General features: G+C 39.7%; 16 protein-coding genes. 9 read left to right on the top strand and 7 right to left on the bottom strand.

Annotated elements, in window-relative coordinates:
- Positions 1-3: 3 nt before the first annotated feature.
- Complete coding sequence (rhlB, locus tag PTUN_RS00575) at positions 4-1,272, bottom strand: ATP-dependent RNA helicase RhlB (protein ID WP_009839243.1); 1,269 nt, start codon at positions 1,270-1,272, stop codon at positions 4-6.
- A 92-nt stretch (positions 1,273-1,364) separates the two neighbouring features.
- On the opposite strand from rhlB, the gene trxA reads away from it, so the two are divergent.
- The 3 genes from trxA (at position 1,365) to PTUN_RS00560 (ending at position 4,489) form a co-directional block, all read left to right on the top strand.
- Positions 1,365-1,691, top strand: coding sequence for a thioredoxin TrxA (trxA, locus tag PTUN_RS00570; RefSeq protein WP_009839244.1), 327 nt, complete (start codon positions 1,365-1,367; stop codon positions 1,689-1,691).
- 168 nt (positions 1,692-1,859) lie between these two features.
- Entirely contained in the window at positions 1,860-3,119 is a 1,260-nt protein-coding gene (gene rho / locus PTUN_RS00565) for a transcription termination factor Rho (RefSeq protein ID WP_009839245.1), read from the top strand.
- Positions 3,120-3,232: 113 nt separating this feature from the next.
- Entirely contained in the window at positions 3,233-4,489 is a 1,257-nt protein-coding gene (locus tag PTUN_RS00560) for a methyl-accepting chemotaxis protein (protein WP_009839246.1), read from the top strand.
- Positions 4,490-4,593: 104 nt separating this feature from the next.
- Here PTUN_RS00560 and PTUN_RS00555 read toward each other — a convergent pair whose 3' ends face one another.
- Together PTUN_RS00555 and PTUN_RS00550 are read right to left on the bottom strand one after the other, a co-directional pair.
- Positions 4,594-5,373 (bottom strand): amidohydrolase, encoded by a 780-nt coding sequence (locus tag PTUN_RS00555; protein WP_009839247.1) that lies wholly within the window; start codon positions 5,371-5,373, stop codon positions 4,594-4,596.
- On the bottom strand, positions 5,361-6,506 hold the full coding sequence (locus PTUN_RS00550) for a methionine aminotransferase (protein WP_040644075.1): 1,146 nt from the start codon (positions 6,504-6,506) through the stop codon (positions 5,361-5,363). Before PTUN_RS00550 ends, PTUN_RS00555 begins: the two co-directional genes overlap by 13 nt.
- A gap of 138 nt (positions 6,507-6,644) precedes the next feature.
- Between PTUN_RS00550 and PTUN_RS00545 the strand changes: the two genes are divergently transcribed.
- Genes PTUN_RS00545 through PTUN_RS00530 form a run of 4 tightly spaced genes read left to right on the top strand, consistent with a single transcriptional unit; the run spans position 6,645 to position 8,840 of the window.
- Positions 6,645-7,259 carry a methylthioribulose 1-phosphate dehydratase gene (locus tag PTUN_RS00545; protein WP_009839249.1) on the top strand — a complete coding sequence of 205 codons (615 nt, stop codon included), beginning with the start codon at positions 6,645-6,647 and terminating at the stop codon, positions 7,257-7,259.
- Complete coding sequence (gene mtnC / locus PTUN_RS00540; protein ID WP_009839250.1) at positions 7,256-7,942, top strand: acireductone synthase; 687 nt, start codon at positions 7,256-7,258, stop codon at positions 7,940-7,942. Before PTUN_RS00545 ends, mtnC begins: the two co-directional genes overlap by 4 nt.
- Complete coding sequence (locus PTUN_RS00535) at positions 7,939-8,481, top strand: 1,2-dihydroxy-3-keto-5-methylthiopentene dioxygenase (RefSeq protein ID WP_009839251.1); 543 nt, start codon at positions 7,939-7,941, stop codon at positions 8,479-8,481. The genes mtnC and PTUN_RS00535 overlap by 4 nt, the downstream gene beginning before the upstream one ends.
- Before the next feature lie 11 nt (positions 8,482-8,492).
- Positions 8,493-8,840, top strand: a complete 348-nt coding sequence (locus PTUN_RS00530) for a gamma-glutamylcyclotransferase family protein (protein ID WP_009839252.1) — start codon at positions 8,493-8,495, stop codon at positions 8,838-8,840.
- A 12-nt stretch (positions 8,841-8,852) separates the two neighbouring features.
- Here the strand turns inward: PTUN_RS00530 and PTUN_RS00525 are convergent, their stop codons facing one another.
- From PTUN_RS00525 to mtnA, 3 genes are all read right to left on the bottom strand, one after another.
- Positions 8,853-9,104 carry a Rho-binding antiterminator gene (locus PTUN_RS00525; protein WP_040644076.1) on the bottom strand — a complete coding sequence of 84 codons (252 nt, stop codon included), beginning with the start codon at positions 9,102-9,104 and terminating at the stop codon, positions 8,853-8,855.
- Complete coding sequence (locus PTUN_RS00520; protein WP_009839254.1) at positions 9,101-11,941, bottom strand: response regulator; 2,841 nt, start codon at positions 11,939-11,941, stop codon at positions 9,101-9,103. The genes PTUN_RS00525 and PTUN_RS00520 overlap by 4 nt, the downstream gene beginning before the upstream one ends.
- Positions 11,942-12,132: 191 nt before the next feature.
- Complete coding sequence (gene mtnA / locus PTUN_RS00515) at positions 12,133-13,155, bottom strand: S-methyl-5-thioribose-1-phosphate isomerase (RefSeq protein WP_009839255.1); 1,023 nt, start codon at positions 13,153-13,155, stop codon at positions 12,133-12,135.
- Positions 13,156-13,334: 179 nt separating this feature from the next.
- On the opposite strand from mtnA, the gene mtnK reads away from it, so the two are divergent.
- A complete protein-coding gene (gene mtnK / locus PTUN_RS00510; protein ID WP_009839256.1) occupies positions 13,335-14,537 on the top strand; it encodes an S-methyl-5-thioribose kinase in 1,203 nt (400 codons plus the stop codon).
- A gap of 91 nt (positions 14,538-14,628) precedes the next feature.
- Entirely contained in the window at positions 14,629-15,216 is a 588-nt protein-coding gene (locus PTUN_RS00505) for a DNA-J related domain-containing protein (RefSeq protein ID WP_009839257.1), read from the top strand.
- Positions 15,217-15,557: 341 nt separating this feature from the next.
- On the opposite strand, the gene PTUN_RS00500 is transcribed toward PTUN_RS00505, so the two are convergent.
- Complete coding sequence (locus tag PTUN_RS00500) at positions 15,558-16,133, bottom strand: hypothetical protein (protein WP_009839258.1); 576 nt, start codon at positions 16,131-16,133, stop codon at positions 15,558-15,560.
- Positions 16,134-16,258 lie beyond the last annotated feature (125 nt).

Genomic DNA, 16,258 nt, shown 5'->3' with positions numbered 1-16,258 from the left:
GTACTATCGCGCTCTTGGACGAGCGTTATTGGAGCGATTTCCACCTGAACGTGAATTTTGCGAGCCTTGTGGACTACGTCTTTTTTGGATCCGTGGTGCCGGAATATCATCTAACAATGCAGTTTTATCATAATGAGATAAAGGAATGACATGTTCTACATATTCTTCTATTGGTTGTAAATTATAAGCATACTGCTCACACGCAAAGCTAATTGCTTTACCTGATGCGCCAGCACGACCTGTACGACCAATGCGATGCACATAATCTTCACAATCATCTGGTAAATCAAAATTAAATACATGGCTCACTTCTGGGATATGAAGGCCTCGTGCAGCAACATCGGTTGCAACTAAAAAGTCTAAATTTCCAGCTGTGAATTGTTCTAAAATTGAAATACGTTTTTTCTGATTTACATCACCAGTTAACAATCCTACACGATGATCGGCCGCTTTTAACCAAGCATAAACGGTTTCACACATATGTTTAGTGTTTGAAAATACGATTGCTTTTTCTGGCCATTCTTCTTCAATAATGGTCAATAAAAGCGGAATTTTATCTACTTGAGCTGGATGGAATAACTCTTCGACAATTCGTTTACCAGTTTTTTGACTTGGCTCAACTTGGACATGAATAGGATTAGTCATGTGCTCAAAAGCCAATTCTTGAACTCGGTAAGATAACGTAGCTGAAAATAATAAATTTAACCTTTGTGTCGCATCAGGCATACGTCTAAATAAATAACGGATATCTTTAATAAAGCCTAAATCGAACATGCGATCTGCTTCATCTAAGACCACAACTTCAATTTCGTTTAAGCTGTAAGCACCTTGTTTATACAAGTCAATTAGCCGACCAGTCGTGCCAATTAAAATATCTACACCTTTTTCAAGTTGCGCTAGTTGTTTTTCATATTCTTCGCCACCATATACTAAACCTAAGTTAAGATTACAGTGCGGCGCTAATATTTTAGCATCTTTGTGGATCTGAACAGCTAACTCCCGAGTGGGAGCCATGATCAGGGCTCTTGGGTGTTTGCCTTGGCCTTTACTACTTTGCAATAGGTGGTGACAAGTCGCAGTTAAAAATGCGAGTGTCTTACCGGTGCCTGTTTGCGCTTGACCCGCAATATCACGTTTTTCAATTGCATAGGGTAAGCATTGAGCTTGAATTGGAGTACAAAATTCAAAGCCATGAGCATTCAGACCAGCGATAACTTCTGGTGCAATATTAAAGTCCGCAAACTTTTTTTCTGATAGATGTGTATTATTCATAGCGATAAAGCATAACGCTTAAGCTTGCAATAAGAAACAAGAGTGTTTAAATACACATTAAATAAATTTGCTAACACATGATGGAGTGCTCAATGAGCGACAAAATAATCCAATTAACCGATGATAGTTTCGAAACTGACGTATTAAAAGCTGACAAACCAGTGCTTGTTGACTTTTGGGCTGAGTGGTGTGGTCCTTGTAAAATGATCGCCCCTATTTTAGATGACGTTGCAAGTGAATATGCTGATCGCGTTGTTGTTGGTAAGCTAAACATCGACCAAAACTCTGCAACACCACCAAAATTTGGTATTCGTGGCATCCCAACATTATTGTTATTTAAAGATGGCCAAGTTGCTGCAACTAAAGTTGGTGCATTATCTAAAACTCAACTAATTGAATTTTTAGAAAATAACATCTAAAAAAAAGGGCTTTGCCCTTTTTTTACTCTTTAATTTTTAATCATTGCTGGACGATTAAATAAATAGCTGCTAGTTTATTAAGCCAAAGATAGATCCCTTAGTTAATTTCAAAACACCGCAACTCAAACCAACGTTTGAGCACTATAAAACAGTGAAGAACCCACCAATATGCATTTAAGCGAATTAAAACACAAGCCGATTAGTGAGCTTGTACAGCTAGCCGAGTCCATGGGACTTGAAAACGTAGCCCGTTTAAGAAAACAAGACATCATTTTTGCCATTTTAAAAGCTCACTCTAAAAGTGGAGAGAATATTTTTGGTTTGGGTGTTTTAGAAATTCTTCAAGATGGTTTTGGCTTTTTACGTTCATCAGAGGCATCTTACCTTGCTGGCCCTGATGATATTTATGTTTCTCCAAGTCAAATCCGTCGCTTTAGCTTACGTACCGGCGACTCAATTTCGGGCTTAATTCGTCCACCAAAAGAAGGTGAACGTTATTTTGCTTTACTTAAGGTAAATGAAGTAAATTTTGACCGTCCTGAAAGCTCTCGTAATAAAATCCTCTTTGAAAATCTTACCCCACTACACGCAAACGAACGTTTACGTATGGAGCGTGGTAACGGTAGCACCGAAGATATTACAGCTCGCGTACTCGATTTAGCTTCACCAATAGGTAAAGGTCAACGTGGTTTGATTGTTGCTCCGCCAAAAGCGGGTAAAACCATGTTATTACAGAACATTGCTCAATCAATTACTCACAACCACCCTGAATGTGAATTAATGGTATTACTCATTGATGAACGTCCAGAAGAAGTAACTGAAATGCAGCGTCTTGTAAAAGGTGAAGTTATCGCCTCTACGTTTGATGAACCAGCCAGCCGCCACGTTCAAGTTGCCGAAATGGTAATTGAAAAAGCGAAGCGTCTTGTTGAGCATAAAAAAGACGTTATCATTTTACTTGATTCTATTACTCGTTTAGCACGTGCTTACAACACAGTGATCCCATCATCAGGTAAAGTATTAACTGGTGGTGTTGATGCCAATGCACTTCACAAACCAAAGCGTTTTTTTGGTGCAGCACGTAATGTTGAAGAAGGCGGAAGCTTAACAATTATCGCAACGGCACTTATCGATACAGGTTCTAAAATGGATGAAGTTATCTATGAAGAATTTAAAGGTACCGGTAACATGGAATTGCATCTTAATCGAAAAATTGCAGAAAAACGCGTATTCCCTGCTATTGATTTCAACCGTTCTGGTACTCGTCGTGAAGAATTATTGACAAAACCAGATGAAATCCAAAAAATGTGGATTTTGCGTAAAATTGTTCATGACATGCCTGAAATTGACGCGATGGAATTTTTAATCGATAAATTAGCAATGAGCAAAACAAACGATGAATTTTTTGATTCAATGAAACGTAAATAATAGTTTCTACAATTAAATAAATTATAACGCCTGCAGATTGCAGGCGTTTTTTTTCGAAATATTTAAAATTCTAAGCTATACCTTTAGTACGTAATTAATAACAAATAAGTATTATGGAATCGTCTAAATTAGCTCTTTTCCCAATCACTTTATTACTCTTCGCCCATATTATTTTCTTATACTTTTTTAATGCTAGCCTTAACCTCTGGTTAGCAATTGTGGTTTTGGATATATTAAGCGCGGGCTTACTATTTTATTACCTAAAAACTCATCCATCATCAAAAGAAAAATACCTTAATCATTTTGCAGACGCAGTGAAGAATCCGGCGAAAATCAATCTAAAATTTCGCTATAAAGATGAAGGAAAACTCCCTCCAAAAGAGTGCATTGATATCAATAACTGGTTGGAGCTTATGGATCATCTACTTAACGAAGTTTACTCTTCTTCTGCACGCCTGAATCCAATGGCCACAGAATTAAGAGATACCTACTCTTCCATGAGCCAAAAAACCACCATGCAACATAATCATGGCCAAGTGCTTGGACAATCAATGCATGCAATGCTGGATGTATCTCGCGATCTTGATAATAATCTTGAGCTTATTTATCAAGCAGTCAAAAGCGCAACTCAATCAGTTAAACAAACCCGTAATGATGCTAACAAAAGCCAAGCTAGCTTAATTAACCTCGCTAAACAAATCGAGCAAACTAGCTCACAAATTGATGAGCTAAAACATGATAGTGACCAAATAAGTTCAATCATCGAAGTGATTAATGCGATTGCAGAACAAACCAATCTTTTAGCACTCAATGCAGCCATTGAAGCTGCTCGTGCAGGTGAACAAGGTAGAGGTTTTGCGGTAGTCGCAGATGAAGTTAGAAATTTGGCAGCTCGCACCAGTAAATCAACACAAGAAGTAAGTGCCATGATCTCTAAAATTCAGCAAGGCACAGATATGGTGCACCAACTGATGCTGCAAGGTCAGCATGAAACTGAGCAAACAGTAGTGCTTTCAAATCAAGCCACCAATGAAGTTGATAGAATTGAATCTTCAATGATAGAAATCCAAACCCTATCAGAAAAAATTCACCAGCAAGTTCAGCAGCAAAAAAAGGTCTCTGATGAAGCACAGCTATCTGTAGACGCCATGATGGAACTCAATAGCGACGCCCTTTCGAGTACGAAAATCCAAGTAATCTCTAGCGATGATTTACAGCGTTTAGCGCAAAGCTTAAGAGAAAAACTCGAGATGTTCGATTTTTCAGACATGGATTGGGATACCAAACTACGTCCACCTAAAATGCAACAAGTCGACGGATCCCACGACCGAAAAAAAGCGCTAAATGAAGGTGACGTTGAGCTGTTTTAAGCTCAACGTTGTTTAGATTTGGCTATTTAACCTGAGTTCAGAATGCGTAATCTTAATACTGGATAATAAATTTCTTAATCAGTATTGAGATTAAGTATTAACAGCTAGTCAAGAAGCGAAAAACTATCAGCGTCTAAATAAGCAGGAAATTGCTGTTTAAATTCAGCTAGCGCGTCCAAATCTAAATTGCTGTACAGCACACCTGCACAATGGTCCTCAACTAAGGCTAAGATATCGCCTTTAAAGTCATACGCTACGGTGCCACCACTATGCTGAACATTAAAGCCATCTTGTCCAATACGATTAACCCCTAGAACATACGCTTGATTTTCAATGGCACGCGCTTGCAATAAGGTATCCCATATTTTTCGCCGCGCAGCTGGCCAATTTGCCACATTAACCAATACATCGTAATCATTTTGGTTTCGCGCCCAAACAGGAAACCTCAAGTCATAACATACCTGTGGCAATATACGCACCCCATTGATGTTAAAGACTTCTCGAGCTTGCCCTGCAATCACATGATCGCCTTCATTGCCAAGACGAAACAAATGCCGTTTGTCATAATATTTAGTCTCACCATTTGGCCATACCCAATAAAAACGGTTCGCTATTTTATCGCGGTGTGTAACAAATACTGAGCCTGCAATCACTGCCTGATGGCGTTCTGCCATTGCTTTTAACCAAATAAGAATTTGCCCGCCATCGGAATCGACTCTCGCAGCGGGACGCGCCATAGCAAATCCTGTGGCGAATGTTTCAGGCAGTAAGATTAAATCTACGGCTTTACAGTCACTTAATTGTTGTTCTAATGCAGCTAAATTAGCACTAATATCAAGCCATTTAATATTTGTTTGGATCAAAGCTACTTTTAGAGTCGACATAATTTCTCCGCTGCAGCGATTAACGTCGCATCATTTTTTGCAAAACATAGCCTAACAACTTTATCTGCGGGAGCATCTTGATAAAACACACTGAGTGGAATCGCAGCCACTCCAACTTCAGCTGTAAGCCAGTGGCAGAAATCAACATCATTTAAATCTGAAATAGCACTGTAGTCGAGCAATACAAAATAAGTCCCCTCACTTGGTAATACCTTAAAACGGCTAGAAGCGAGATGCGAGACTAACAAATCACGCTTTTGCTGATAAAAATCCGCTAACTGATCAACATGCTCAGGATAGTGCTGCAACATTGCAGCTAAACCATGCTGCGCAGGTGTAAAGCTTGAGAAAGTAACATATTGATGAATTTTACGAAACTCAGCTGTGAGCTGCTCTGGCGCGACGCAATAACCAATTTTCCAACCCGTACAATGAAACGTTTTGCCAAAACTTGAGATCACAAATGCACGTTTAAATAATTCAGGCACTGACAAAATACTCAAATGCTGATGACCATCAAACGTCATGTGCTCATAGACTTCATCACTAATTAAATAACAGTTTGGATATTGAGCGAGTAACGCTTTTAATGCTTGCAGATCGTGCTCTTTGAGCACTTTTCCAGTTGGATTATGCGGCGAATTAATAATAATGGCCCGCACGTTACTGTGCATTTTGCTGGTGACATACTGCCAATCAATTGCGTAATTTGGAGCTGTTAAGGCAATACGCTGGCAAAGCCCACCTGCAAGTTCAATAGCAGGTTGATACGAATCATAAGCAGGATCAAAAATAATGACTTCATCACCAGGGCGCACCAATGTATGAATAGCGACAAAAAGTGCTTCAGTAGCCCCCGATGTCACTGTAATCGCAGCGCTTGGCTCTAACGCGTGACCATACCTTCTGGCGATTAACCCTGCGATTTGTTGCTGTAATGGCGCGATGCCATTAGAAGGTGAATATTGGTTGAGCCCAACACTGATTGCGTGGGTAATTTGCTGCTTTAAAAAATCAGGAGTATCAAATTCAGGAAAGCCTTGTGATAAATTAATCGCCTGATATTGATTAGCCAGCATCGACATTTGAGTAAAAATACTTGTTCCGAGTGACGGTAACTTACTTTGAAACACCTTAACACCTTTGCTCACAATAAAATTACCTGCTTTTTTAACACGAAAGCCAACAAAACTGTATATAGTCTTGAACGAAAAGCAATGTTATTATCACCCAATTAGATGTATAGCCATCTAAAAGAACAAAGGGGCAACATGCAAAATAGATACGCAATTGAACAACTTATCGAGGCAGGTGTGTGGATCAGTCAAAAAGGCTGGGTCCCTGCAACGGGTGGAAATTTCTCCGCCAGAACAGATTCTGGTTTTGTCGTCACTGCCAGTGGTTATGATAAAGGGCAATTGGCTCCTGAGCATTTTTTACAATTTGATTGCCACGGCCAAATAGAATCAGGCACAGGCAAACCATCAGCCGAAACCGAGCTACATCTTTCTATTTATCAGCTCGTTGCCGATGCAACTTGTGTATTACACACTCACTCTGTTGCAGCCACTGTATTATCTCGCTTCATAAAGTCAGATACCTTGACTATTACAGGTTATGAAATGCAAAAGTCATTGACTGGGATTTTAAGCCACGAAGAAACCCTGCAAATTGCTATTTTTGATAATGACCAAGATATTGAACAGCTGGCGGAAAAAGTCGCACTGCGTTACCAGCGCAACCCTCTTTATCATGGTGTTTTAATCCGCGGTCATGGACTGTACGCTTGGGGTCGCACACCTAGCGAAACGCGCCGCCACCTTGAGGGGCTTGAATTTTTATTTGCCTGCGAACTTGAACGGATAAAACTAGAGGCCACGTTATGATTAAAGCCATCTTAACCGATATTGAAGGCACAATTACCCGCATTTCTTTTGTCAAAGAAGTCTTATTTCCATACGCAGCGAGTCATATTGCGGAATTTGTGCAGGACAATCACGCAGCCCCTGAAGTGGCAACTCAAATTGCGGCTGTCAAAGCCGAAATAAACCAGCCAGATGCCAGCCTGTTAGATGTTATTGCCACACTTCAGCACTGGATTGCAACGGATCAAAAAATCACGCCGTTGAAACAGTTACAAGGTATGATTTGGCAGCAGGGCTACCATAACCGTGACTTCACGGGTCATCTTTATCCCGATGCGTATCAATTTTTACAACAGCAGTTTGAGCAAGGTATTGTGCTTTATGTTTATTCATCAGGCTCAGTCAAGGCGCAACATTTGCTGTTTGAGTTTTCTGATTATGGTGATATTCGCTCATTATTTAATAACTATTTCGACACTCTGGTGGGTGGTAAAAAAGAGCCACAGTCCTATCACAATATCGTTGATCAGCTCCCCTTTTCAGCGCATGAAGTTTTATTTTTATCTGACGTAATCGAGGAGCTTGATGCCGCAAAAAGCGCCGGCTTAAAAACCTGTCATTTGGTTCGAGACGGCCAAGCAACATCAAGCCAACACGCTTTTATTCATGATTTTAATACCTTTGAAATGGAACAATACACGTGAGTCAACTCAGTATTTATCATTTAACAGACAAACACACTCCGGTTTATAAAACTGATGTTCATCACGAGATAACTGTACAACTTGAAAAAATTGCCGTACGTTTTGAGCGCTGGCAAGCCAGCTCCCTCATTAATGAGCAAACAAGTAACGAAGAAATTTTAACTGCGTACCAGCATGATATTCAGCGATTAAAAAATGAAAGCGGCTATTGCGCTGTGGATGTTATTTCACTTACAAAAGGCAACCCAAACGCGGCTCAGTTGCGCGAAAAATTTCTATTTGAACACACCCATAGTGAAGATGAAGTACGCTTTTTTGTTGCAGGCCAAGGGCTCTTTTGTTTGCACATTCACGATAAGGTGTATCAAGTACTGTGCCAACTGGGCGACCTCATTTCTGTGCCAGCCAATACTCCTCATTGGTTTGATATGGGTTCAGATCCTGAATTTACTGCCATCCGCTTATTTAATAATGAAGCCGGCTGGGTTGCACAAGCAACTCAATCACCTATAGCAAAAGAATTCCCGTTATTGGATTAAGGAAAATAAAAATGGAAGCGCTTTTTTCATATGGTACCTTGCAGCAAAAAAACGTCCAACTCGAAACTTTTGGCAGAGAGTTACTGGGTGAGGCTGATACTTTAGCATGTTTTGTTTTAGGTGAAATTGAAATTACAGACCCTATGGTATTAGAGCGCAGTGGCAAACGCTTTCACCCAATATTACGCTACACTGGCAATCCACAAGATAGTATTTCAGGGACTATATTTTTGATTACATCAGATGAATTAGCGCAAGCTGATGAGTACGAGGTCGACGCATATAAACGCGCTTTAATCACTTTTACTTCGGGTAGAGCCGCATGGTGTTATATCGATGCACAAGCAAACTTACCTTAAAACGCACTTATCTTAAAAAGTAAGTACACTAAAATAAGCATTGCTCGTAAGTGCTTCTATTTGTTTAATTTCATCCAGTACAATTTCTTCGTTGCCTGCGCTGGTTTGTATGATTAACAATTCAGCCTTGAGGACACCTTGCTGGCGCACTTGCGTTGTCAGCGCTATACCTTCTTTTTGCTGATTATTACAAAGGCTTATTTTCAGTCGGTATTGGTATAAACAAGCCACTTCAATAAAATCATGATCAGCGCAATCCATCATTTACTCGCCTCTTTTTGCATCACCAATTGCGCTTGCAGTTCAGCAACGGCATCAGCCACCTCGCTATAATCTTCATATTTAATTACTTTTTCAAGATACTGCGCGCATGCTGCCAACTCATGAAAACCAAACATTGCAGCAGCCCCAGCAAGTTTATGTGCTTGTAAACCAATGTCAGTGTAACGTAAAGCAGCCATGTGTAATGAAAGCTCACTTAGTTCATCAGGAAAGCTGTTTGCAAAACGCGCCACCAAGTCTGACATATCAATACCTACAAGCTGATTACCTGCACTACGAGTATCATCGTCAATATTCAGATGTTTAGCTAAAGTAGCTACAAACGCTTCGCGCTCAATCGGTTTTTTTAAATGGTCGTTAAAACCTAAATCGTAATAATGCTGAACCTCATGGGACATTGCATTTGCTGTTAACGCTATAATTGGCAAGTTCATACCACATTGACGCAACAACTTGAACGCAGCGATGCCATCCATTTGCGGCATTTGAATATCAAGTAAAATAATATCGATATCTGATTTTAAAGCGATTTCAACTGCCTGCTTACCATTTTCAGCACCAATAACAGACAAACCAAGTTTTTCAAGCATCAACGTAATAAGACGTCGATTATCTTCATGATCTTCGGCGAGTAAAACGGTGCCTTCAAATTTAGTTTCATGACATGATGCCAACGACTTTTCAGCTTCAGCAATGGGTTGGTGATCAACTAGTTGCTGACAGGTTAAATGCAAGGTAAATATACTGCCTTTACCTAACTCACTTGTCACACTAATACTGCCCCCCATTAAATTCGCTAATTGCTCAGATAAACAAAGGCCTAGGCCAGAACCACCAAAACGGCGACTAATGGTATTATCTCCCTGGGTAAAACTATTAAAAATATTACCTAGCTGCTTGTTAGTCATACCGATACCGGTATCTGAGATAATAAATTTAAGCCCTGAACTTGTTGGCCAAACTTCAACTTTCACTTCACCTTGCTCAGTAAACTTCACTGCATTGGAACATAAATTAATGAGAATCTGCTTAAGCCTCACCTTATCCATGGCGATATAATAAGGGGTGCAAAGAAAATGCTGAAAACTGAGCTTAAGCCCTTTTTGTTTTGCCGATTCACAGAACATGTGCACCACTTCTTTACCTAAAGCAACCACGTCGGCAGGCGCTCTATCAAGTATTAACTTATTGGCTTCGATACGTGTTAAATCTAAAATATCATTAATTAATTCAAGTAAATGCAAACTATTGTTGTGAATTATTTTTACTTCATCTTTGATTTCACTAACAGGAATATCGCCATTAATAATTAATTCAGCCTGCCCCATCACCGCCGTTAAAGGCGTTCTAATTTCATGGCTCATGTTCGCTAAAAATTGGCTTTTAACCTCACTAGCACGCTGTAATTGTTTACTTATTTGCTCAAGTTCAACCGAGCGTTGCTCTACTTTTTTACTCAGCACATATCGGGCATTTTCGGCCATAGCGCGGCGAAACAGTAAAAAAGTAGCGAGCAACAAAAGCAATGCAATCATAATAGTGAAATTACGTTGCTGCATGGTTTGGTCAAGGTTGAGCGCATCAATTTTTTGTGCTTGTTTTAATTGCACTAATTGTTGATTAAGCTGCTCAGCATCGAGTAGGGCTTGATATTGCGCTAACTTATCTTGTAACTGTTTATCGCTATTATCTTGTTTTTTATCTTTATATTTTTGTAATGTTTGCAAAGCTGAATTTGATTGCTGCTGCGCTGATAAAACTAAAGCATATAAAGTCAGGTTTTCTTCAAGCTGAAGTTTATAAACCATATGAACAGAGATTTGGTCGGACTTTGCCAAATATTCAAGGGCAAGTGAAAACTCCTTATCCAAGTAAGCTAACTTCGCCAACGTATATAAACTACCTGCATAAGCCGCTTGATTGCTCGCCTGCAATGACATTGTCACAGCTTGGTTTGCATAATCCTTAGCTTTTATTAACTGCAAGGTTGAACTGTATAACTCAGCCAAGTTATGACTTTGCGAAGCGGCATTGTAATAATCATTTTTCTTTAAATAATATTGCAGTGATTTTTGTAAGTACTCTTCACCTAACTCATATTGACCATCATTTTTATATGTTGAGCCTAAATCACCATAAGCCAGCGCCAAACCTTCGATATCATTTAACTGCTCGCGCTGCTCAATGACTTGCCTATACATTTTAATTGCAACAGCATTTTGTTTCAAACGAAGGTACAGACCTGCAATATTAAAAACGATATCGACCTTATCTTTTTCGCTACCAAGCTCGTTATAAATAGGCTGGGCAAATTTATAGTATTTAAGCGCCTGATCTATGTTACTCATCGCTGCGTGCACTAAACCTAAATTATTAAAGGTATTTGCTTGTAATAACGGTTCATCCAGCTCGGAATATAATTGCTCTGCATTTTGATAGGCGATTAAAGCTTGAGCGTTGTTACCCATTAAATAGTGAATAACACCTAAACGATGCTCAGTTTGAGCTTGTTCTAAAAGGAGCTGGTGATCTTTAGCAATCTTTAGCGCTTGTTCTGACTGCGCAAGTGCAGCATTTAAATCGTTGTTTTGGTGATAGAGCACAGACAAAGCAATGTAAACTTTAATCTGCTGCTGCGCAGTTAAGTTAGAGTCTTGCTGTAATTGAGTAAAACGCTCAATTTTTTTGTCCAGAAGTTCAACTGTTTCTATTTGCGCAAATTTATCAGTAAAACTATCTGCATGAACCGGTGAAACAGCAATAAAAAACAGCAAGCACGCCAGCGTACAACCAAACACATCCTTTTTGTTGAGTAGCATTTTAACAGCCCTTGCAATAGTTAGTGCAGCGTAAACAAGTAAATCTAAGTTTAAGCAGATATTAAAAGATAGATTTAGTTATATCACTTTATGTTGCTGAAAAAAACTGCGGCATGTGGGCAAGATGTTGATAATGAGGGATTTAGAATTACGTTCAAGGCTAGAATTAGCCTTGAACTATAGAGAGTATTCTATAAAAAACGTAGCACACCGCTATGTACATCAAGTGGTGAATAAATGCCGGTATCGAGCACCCAACCAGTAACCAGTTCGGCAGGTGTCACATCAAAGGCAGGGTTAAATACCTGTGCATTGCTTGGAGCCCATTGACACTGGCCAAAACTACCACTGACACCCGTTACTTCAGTGGCATCACGTTGCTCAATCACAATTGCCGCACCATTTTCGCACTCAATGTCTAAAGTTGTGGTTGGGGCAACAACATAAAACTCAATCCCATGATGCTTGGCCAATACCGCTAAATTATAAGTGCCCACTTTATTGGCAAAATCACCGTTAGCAGCAATTCGATCTGCACCGACAAATATTTTATCGACTTTGCCTGCGGCCATAAGGCTTGCAGCCATATTGTCGCAAATGAGGGTGTACGGTACTTGCCAACGTTCAAGCTCATAAGCTGTTAAACGACCACCTTGAAGTAATGGTCGCGTTTCATCGACCCAAACATGTATTTTTTTATTCGCTTGATGGGCTTTATAAATCACACCTAGTGCCGTGCCGATACCTGCGGTTGCTAATGCACCAGTATTACAGTGAGTTAAAATATTATCACCTTCTTGTACCAGTTCGTTGCCAAAATTAGCCATTGAATTACATAGCGCAATATCTTGTTCAAAAATAGCTTCAGCGCAACGCTGCAAAGCAAGTTCGTAATCATCTTGTTCCAGCGCAATACTCATCTTATCCATACAATGCATTAAATTAACGGCTGTAGGACGAGCTTGGCGCAATTGAGCGATTGCTTGAGCTAACTGAGCTTTGGATTGTTGTTCGCTTGCTAAATGCGCCACTAATAAACTTGCGCCAATGCCAATCAGTGGTGCACCACGAATTTTTAACGCTTTAATCAAGCTTTCCATGTCGGCGACACTTTGACACAACCGCCAATTTTCTTGATGAGGTAAGGCATATTGATCGAGGACAAATAATTGATTGTCTTGGTACTTAAGGCTCGCTGCCAGCAAGTTTTTCATCTTGATTTCCGCTTTTTATAGTCTTTAAGTTATCAATATTCAGCTTTTAAAGACAAATTAACATTACAAACCGCTGTTATTTTACCCTAGCAATATTCCACCAGCAACAACAGAAGTCTGGACATCTAAACACTTAAAAATATAGAATGCTATTACTTTACTATTGTTTGGGTGTCCTAATGAGCCAATACGTTGCATTTACAGAACAAGACGCAATTCGTTACGTACAAAAAAATACGACTCTTTTTAATATCGATGACTCGCTCACTTGCTACGAGTTTGGTGATGGTAATTTAAATATGGTGTTTAGAGTCAGCAACCAAGCAGGACAAAGTATCATTTTAAAACAAGCTTTACCTTACGCCCGCTGTGTTGGCGAATCATGGCCATTGACTTTAGATCGTGCCCGCATCGAGGCCGAAGCGTTACTAGCTCACAGCAAAGTAAGCCCAGGCCATACCGCTAAAGTCATCGCTTATAATCCCGAACTTGCCTTAATGTTGTTAGAAGATTTAGGCCACATGCAAATCTTAAGAACAGCGCAAAATCAAGGACAGCACTTTCCCCTACTTGGCCAGCATATGGCACATTACTTCGCCAATACCGCTTTTTATCACAGTGATTTTTATTTAACTGCACAGCGTAAAAAAGCCTTGGTGGCACAATTTATTAATCCTGAGCTCTGCCAAATAACCGAAGATTTGTTTTTAACCGACCCTTTTGTTGGCCATGAGCGTAATAACTACCCCGCTGAACTTGAGCCTGAGGTCAGCAAGCTGCAAAGCAATACCTCTTTACGTTTAGCCGTCGCAAAATTAAAGAGTAAGTTTCTATCATGCCCTCAAACGTTATTACATGGCGATGTACACAGCGGCAGTATTTTTGTTGATCAAAGCCAAACCAAATTGATTGACCCTGAATTTGCTTTCTTTGGCCCAATTGGTTTCGATTTAGGCTCGTTTATTGGTAATTTACTAATTAATTATTGCGCCCAAACAGGGCGAATGAGTGATGAAACTGCACGTCAAACCATGCAGCAACATTTACTTGAAACACTTAATATCACGACCTCTGGCTTTGTGCAGCAGTTTACCGAACTCGCAGCGCAGCACTGCCAAGATATCAGCTTTGCCGATGCCACTTACCAACAAGCATTTTTACAACAGGTATTACAAGATGCTATCGGCTACAGTGGCTGTGAATTAATTCGCCGCACTATCGGCTTGGCTCATACTAGCGATATAGACACCATTAGCGACGAAAAGGCTCGCTTAGCTGTACAACAGCGCACATTAGTACTTGGACAGGCACTCATTTTAAATGCGCAGCAGGTCACAACCTCAGCGCAACTCGCTGAGCTATTACACCAACATTTAAATTAGCCATGGGCCTTGTTGTCTCAAGGCCTTTTTATTTTCAGCTAACCTTGCTAGTTTTAAACCATATCTAACTCAATTGGTTCAATGACTTATTTTGCAGATTCAAAACCCCATTCTCGATGATGTATTTAACGCACTGATGCAACAACATAGCTGGAAAACTCATGAACTGGCCAGCCATTTGCGAACTCAAGGTTGGTCAACACCACTCGATGCCGATGCCAATCAAGATTTGTTTAAGCGTAATTTTTTAGTTATGAATGCGCTCTTTCACTTGCAACAAGAGTTAATGCCACAGGGTTTAACCATTGATATTGTGGGGTTTACCGCAACCTTAGTGAGTATTACGACTCAGACAATTCCCATTAAAGTCACTGCATTAGCGAGTTATTATCTTGATTGGCATAATTTCACCCCCTCAAATCAAGAAATTGAACAACTACTAAATGACTTTTGGCAAGACTTTGGCAAACGCCCCACAATAGCACCATTGAACCACAGTGATGTAGCTTCTGCCTTGGCACGTTTTGAGCTCTCAGCGGATTGCCAATTTGTTGATGCTAACAAACGCTGGCGGCAACTCGCGGTGATCTACCACCCAGATAAATCAGGCGGAAATACCGAAAAATTCCAACAATTACAAAATGATTGGCAGTTACTGCGGCAATATTTTAAGCGCTAATGACTCACCTAAGTTACTCGTTTAACTTTTTACCCAACTTTCTCATCTAACTAAAGTTCATAATGGAATTTATTACTGATAAGAGCGCTTAAAACATGCAATTAAAAAAGGCCAACATTTATTGTTAGCCTTTGATACTTCAGGTTTTACTTTCTTACTTAACCTCAGTTCTGGAAAAAAGATTCACCAACGCATCGAATCAAAAGTTACTCATCTCTAGCCAAAGATTTTCAAAGCTAACAAGGCGGATTGGCGCGTAAAAAACAAGCTTATTGCAAGTTAATCCAACACGGTTAGCGTTGAAAGCACTGCAGAGATAAATTTATTATCCAGCATTGAGGTTACTTACTATTAAGCAATGTTTGAATTTCATCAATTTGCTCAGGGTTTAACTTCGCTTTTTGTAACAACGTTTTGATGAGCATAAATTCGTGTCCCTCTTCGCCAGCCATTTCAAAAGCAAACTTCATCATTTTTACTTTATGAGGCTCGGCTGGAATATCTGGTGCGTCAGGAGGTGATGGAATATCAAAATTGAGCTCGTCTCCATTACTAATAAACACCATTTTATGGCTAGTATCGTCGCCATCACTAAAAGTCTCTATGGTTTTATCATCCATAATAAAAACGTTTTTACCTTCTCCCGATTCCATTTTTGCCAAAAGCTTACGGACTTTTTCTTGCGTATCCGCTGGTAACTGATTAATTTTTTCGTCTAGTTCAGCACTGCCAAGCTCTGATGTATCAAACTGTATAAATTGGCTACCTTGACCTTCATCAACCAATACCTTGACATCAGACAAGTCTTTTTCAAGCTTAATTACTGTGGTTTTAGCTTGCTCTGCCATCACTAGACCCGATGCAACCATTAAACCTGCCGATAATAAAAGTTGGCTAAATTTATTTAACATAAACATATTTTTCCCCTTGCGATTACATCGCTAAAATTTAAGTGAAACGAATAATTCCTCTTCACTAATGAAAAATACATGCCAAATAAAAAAGCCTTATTTTTTATAATGTTAATTAAAAGTCTCTGCGT

It is taken from the genome of Pseudoalteromonas tunicata (genome assembly GCF_002310815.1).
GTDB classification, from domain to species: domain Bacteria; phylum Pseudomonadota; class Gammaproteobacteria; order Enterobacterales; family Alteromonadaceae; genus Pseudoalteromonas; species Pseudoalteromonas tunicata.
Note: the sequence above shows the minus strand (reverse complement) of the source record. Positions and strands in the feature narration are given on the sequence as shown.

Coding starts and splice junctions, on each gene's coding strand:
- PTUN_RS00525 (WP_040644076.1), bottom strand. CDS start 9,104: ATGATGGATTGCGCTGATCATGATTTTATTGAAGTGGCTTGTTTATAC.
- PTUN_RS00545 (WP_009839249.1), top strand. CDS start 6,645: ATGCAAAATAGATACGCAATTGAACAACTTATCGAGGCAGGTGTGTGG.
- mtnA (WP_009839255.1), bottom strand. CDS start 13,155: ATGAAAAACTTGCTGGCAGCGAGCCTTAAGTACCAAGACAATCAATTA.
- mtnK (WP_009839256.1), top strand. CDS start 13,335: ATGAGCCAATACGTTGCATTTACAGAACAAGACGCAATTCGTTACGTA.
- rhlB (WP_009839243.1), bottom strand. CDS start 1,272: ATGAATAATACACATCTATCAGAAAAAAAGTTTGCGGACTTTAATATT.
- mtnC (WP_009839250.1), top strand. CDS start 7,256: ATGATTAAAGCCATCTTAACCGATATTGAAGGCACAATTACCCGCATT.
- PTUN_RS00520 (WP_009839254.1), bottom strand. CDS start 11,941: ATGCTACTCAACAAAAAGGATGTGTTTGGTTGTACGCTGGCGTGCTTG.
- PTUN_RS00530 (WP_009839252.1), top strand. CDS start 8,493: ATGGAAGCGCTTTTTTCATATGGTACCTTGCAGCAAAAAAACGTCCAA.
- trxA (WP_009839244.1), top strand. CDS start 1,365: ATGAGCGACAAAATAATCCAATTAACCGATGATAGTTTCGAAACTGAC.
- rho (WP_009839245.1), top strand. CDS start 1,860: ATGCATTTAAGCGAATTAAAACACAAGCCGATTAGTGAGCTTGTACAG.
- PTUN_RS00555 (WP_009839247.1), bottom strand. CDS start 5,373: ATGTCGACTCTAAAAGTAGCTTTGATCCAAACAAATATTAAATGGCTT.
- PTUN_RS00500 (WP_009839258.1), bottom strand. CDS start 16,133: ATGTTTATGTTAAATAAATTTAGCCAACTTTTATTATCGGCAGGTTTA.
- PTUN_RS00560 (WP_009839246.1), top strand. CDS start 3,233: ATGGAATCGTCTAAATTAGCTCTTTTCCCAATCACTTTATTACTCTTC.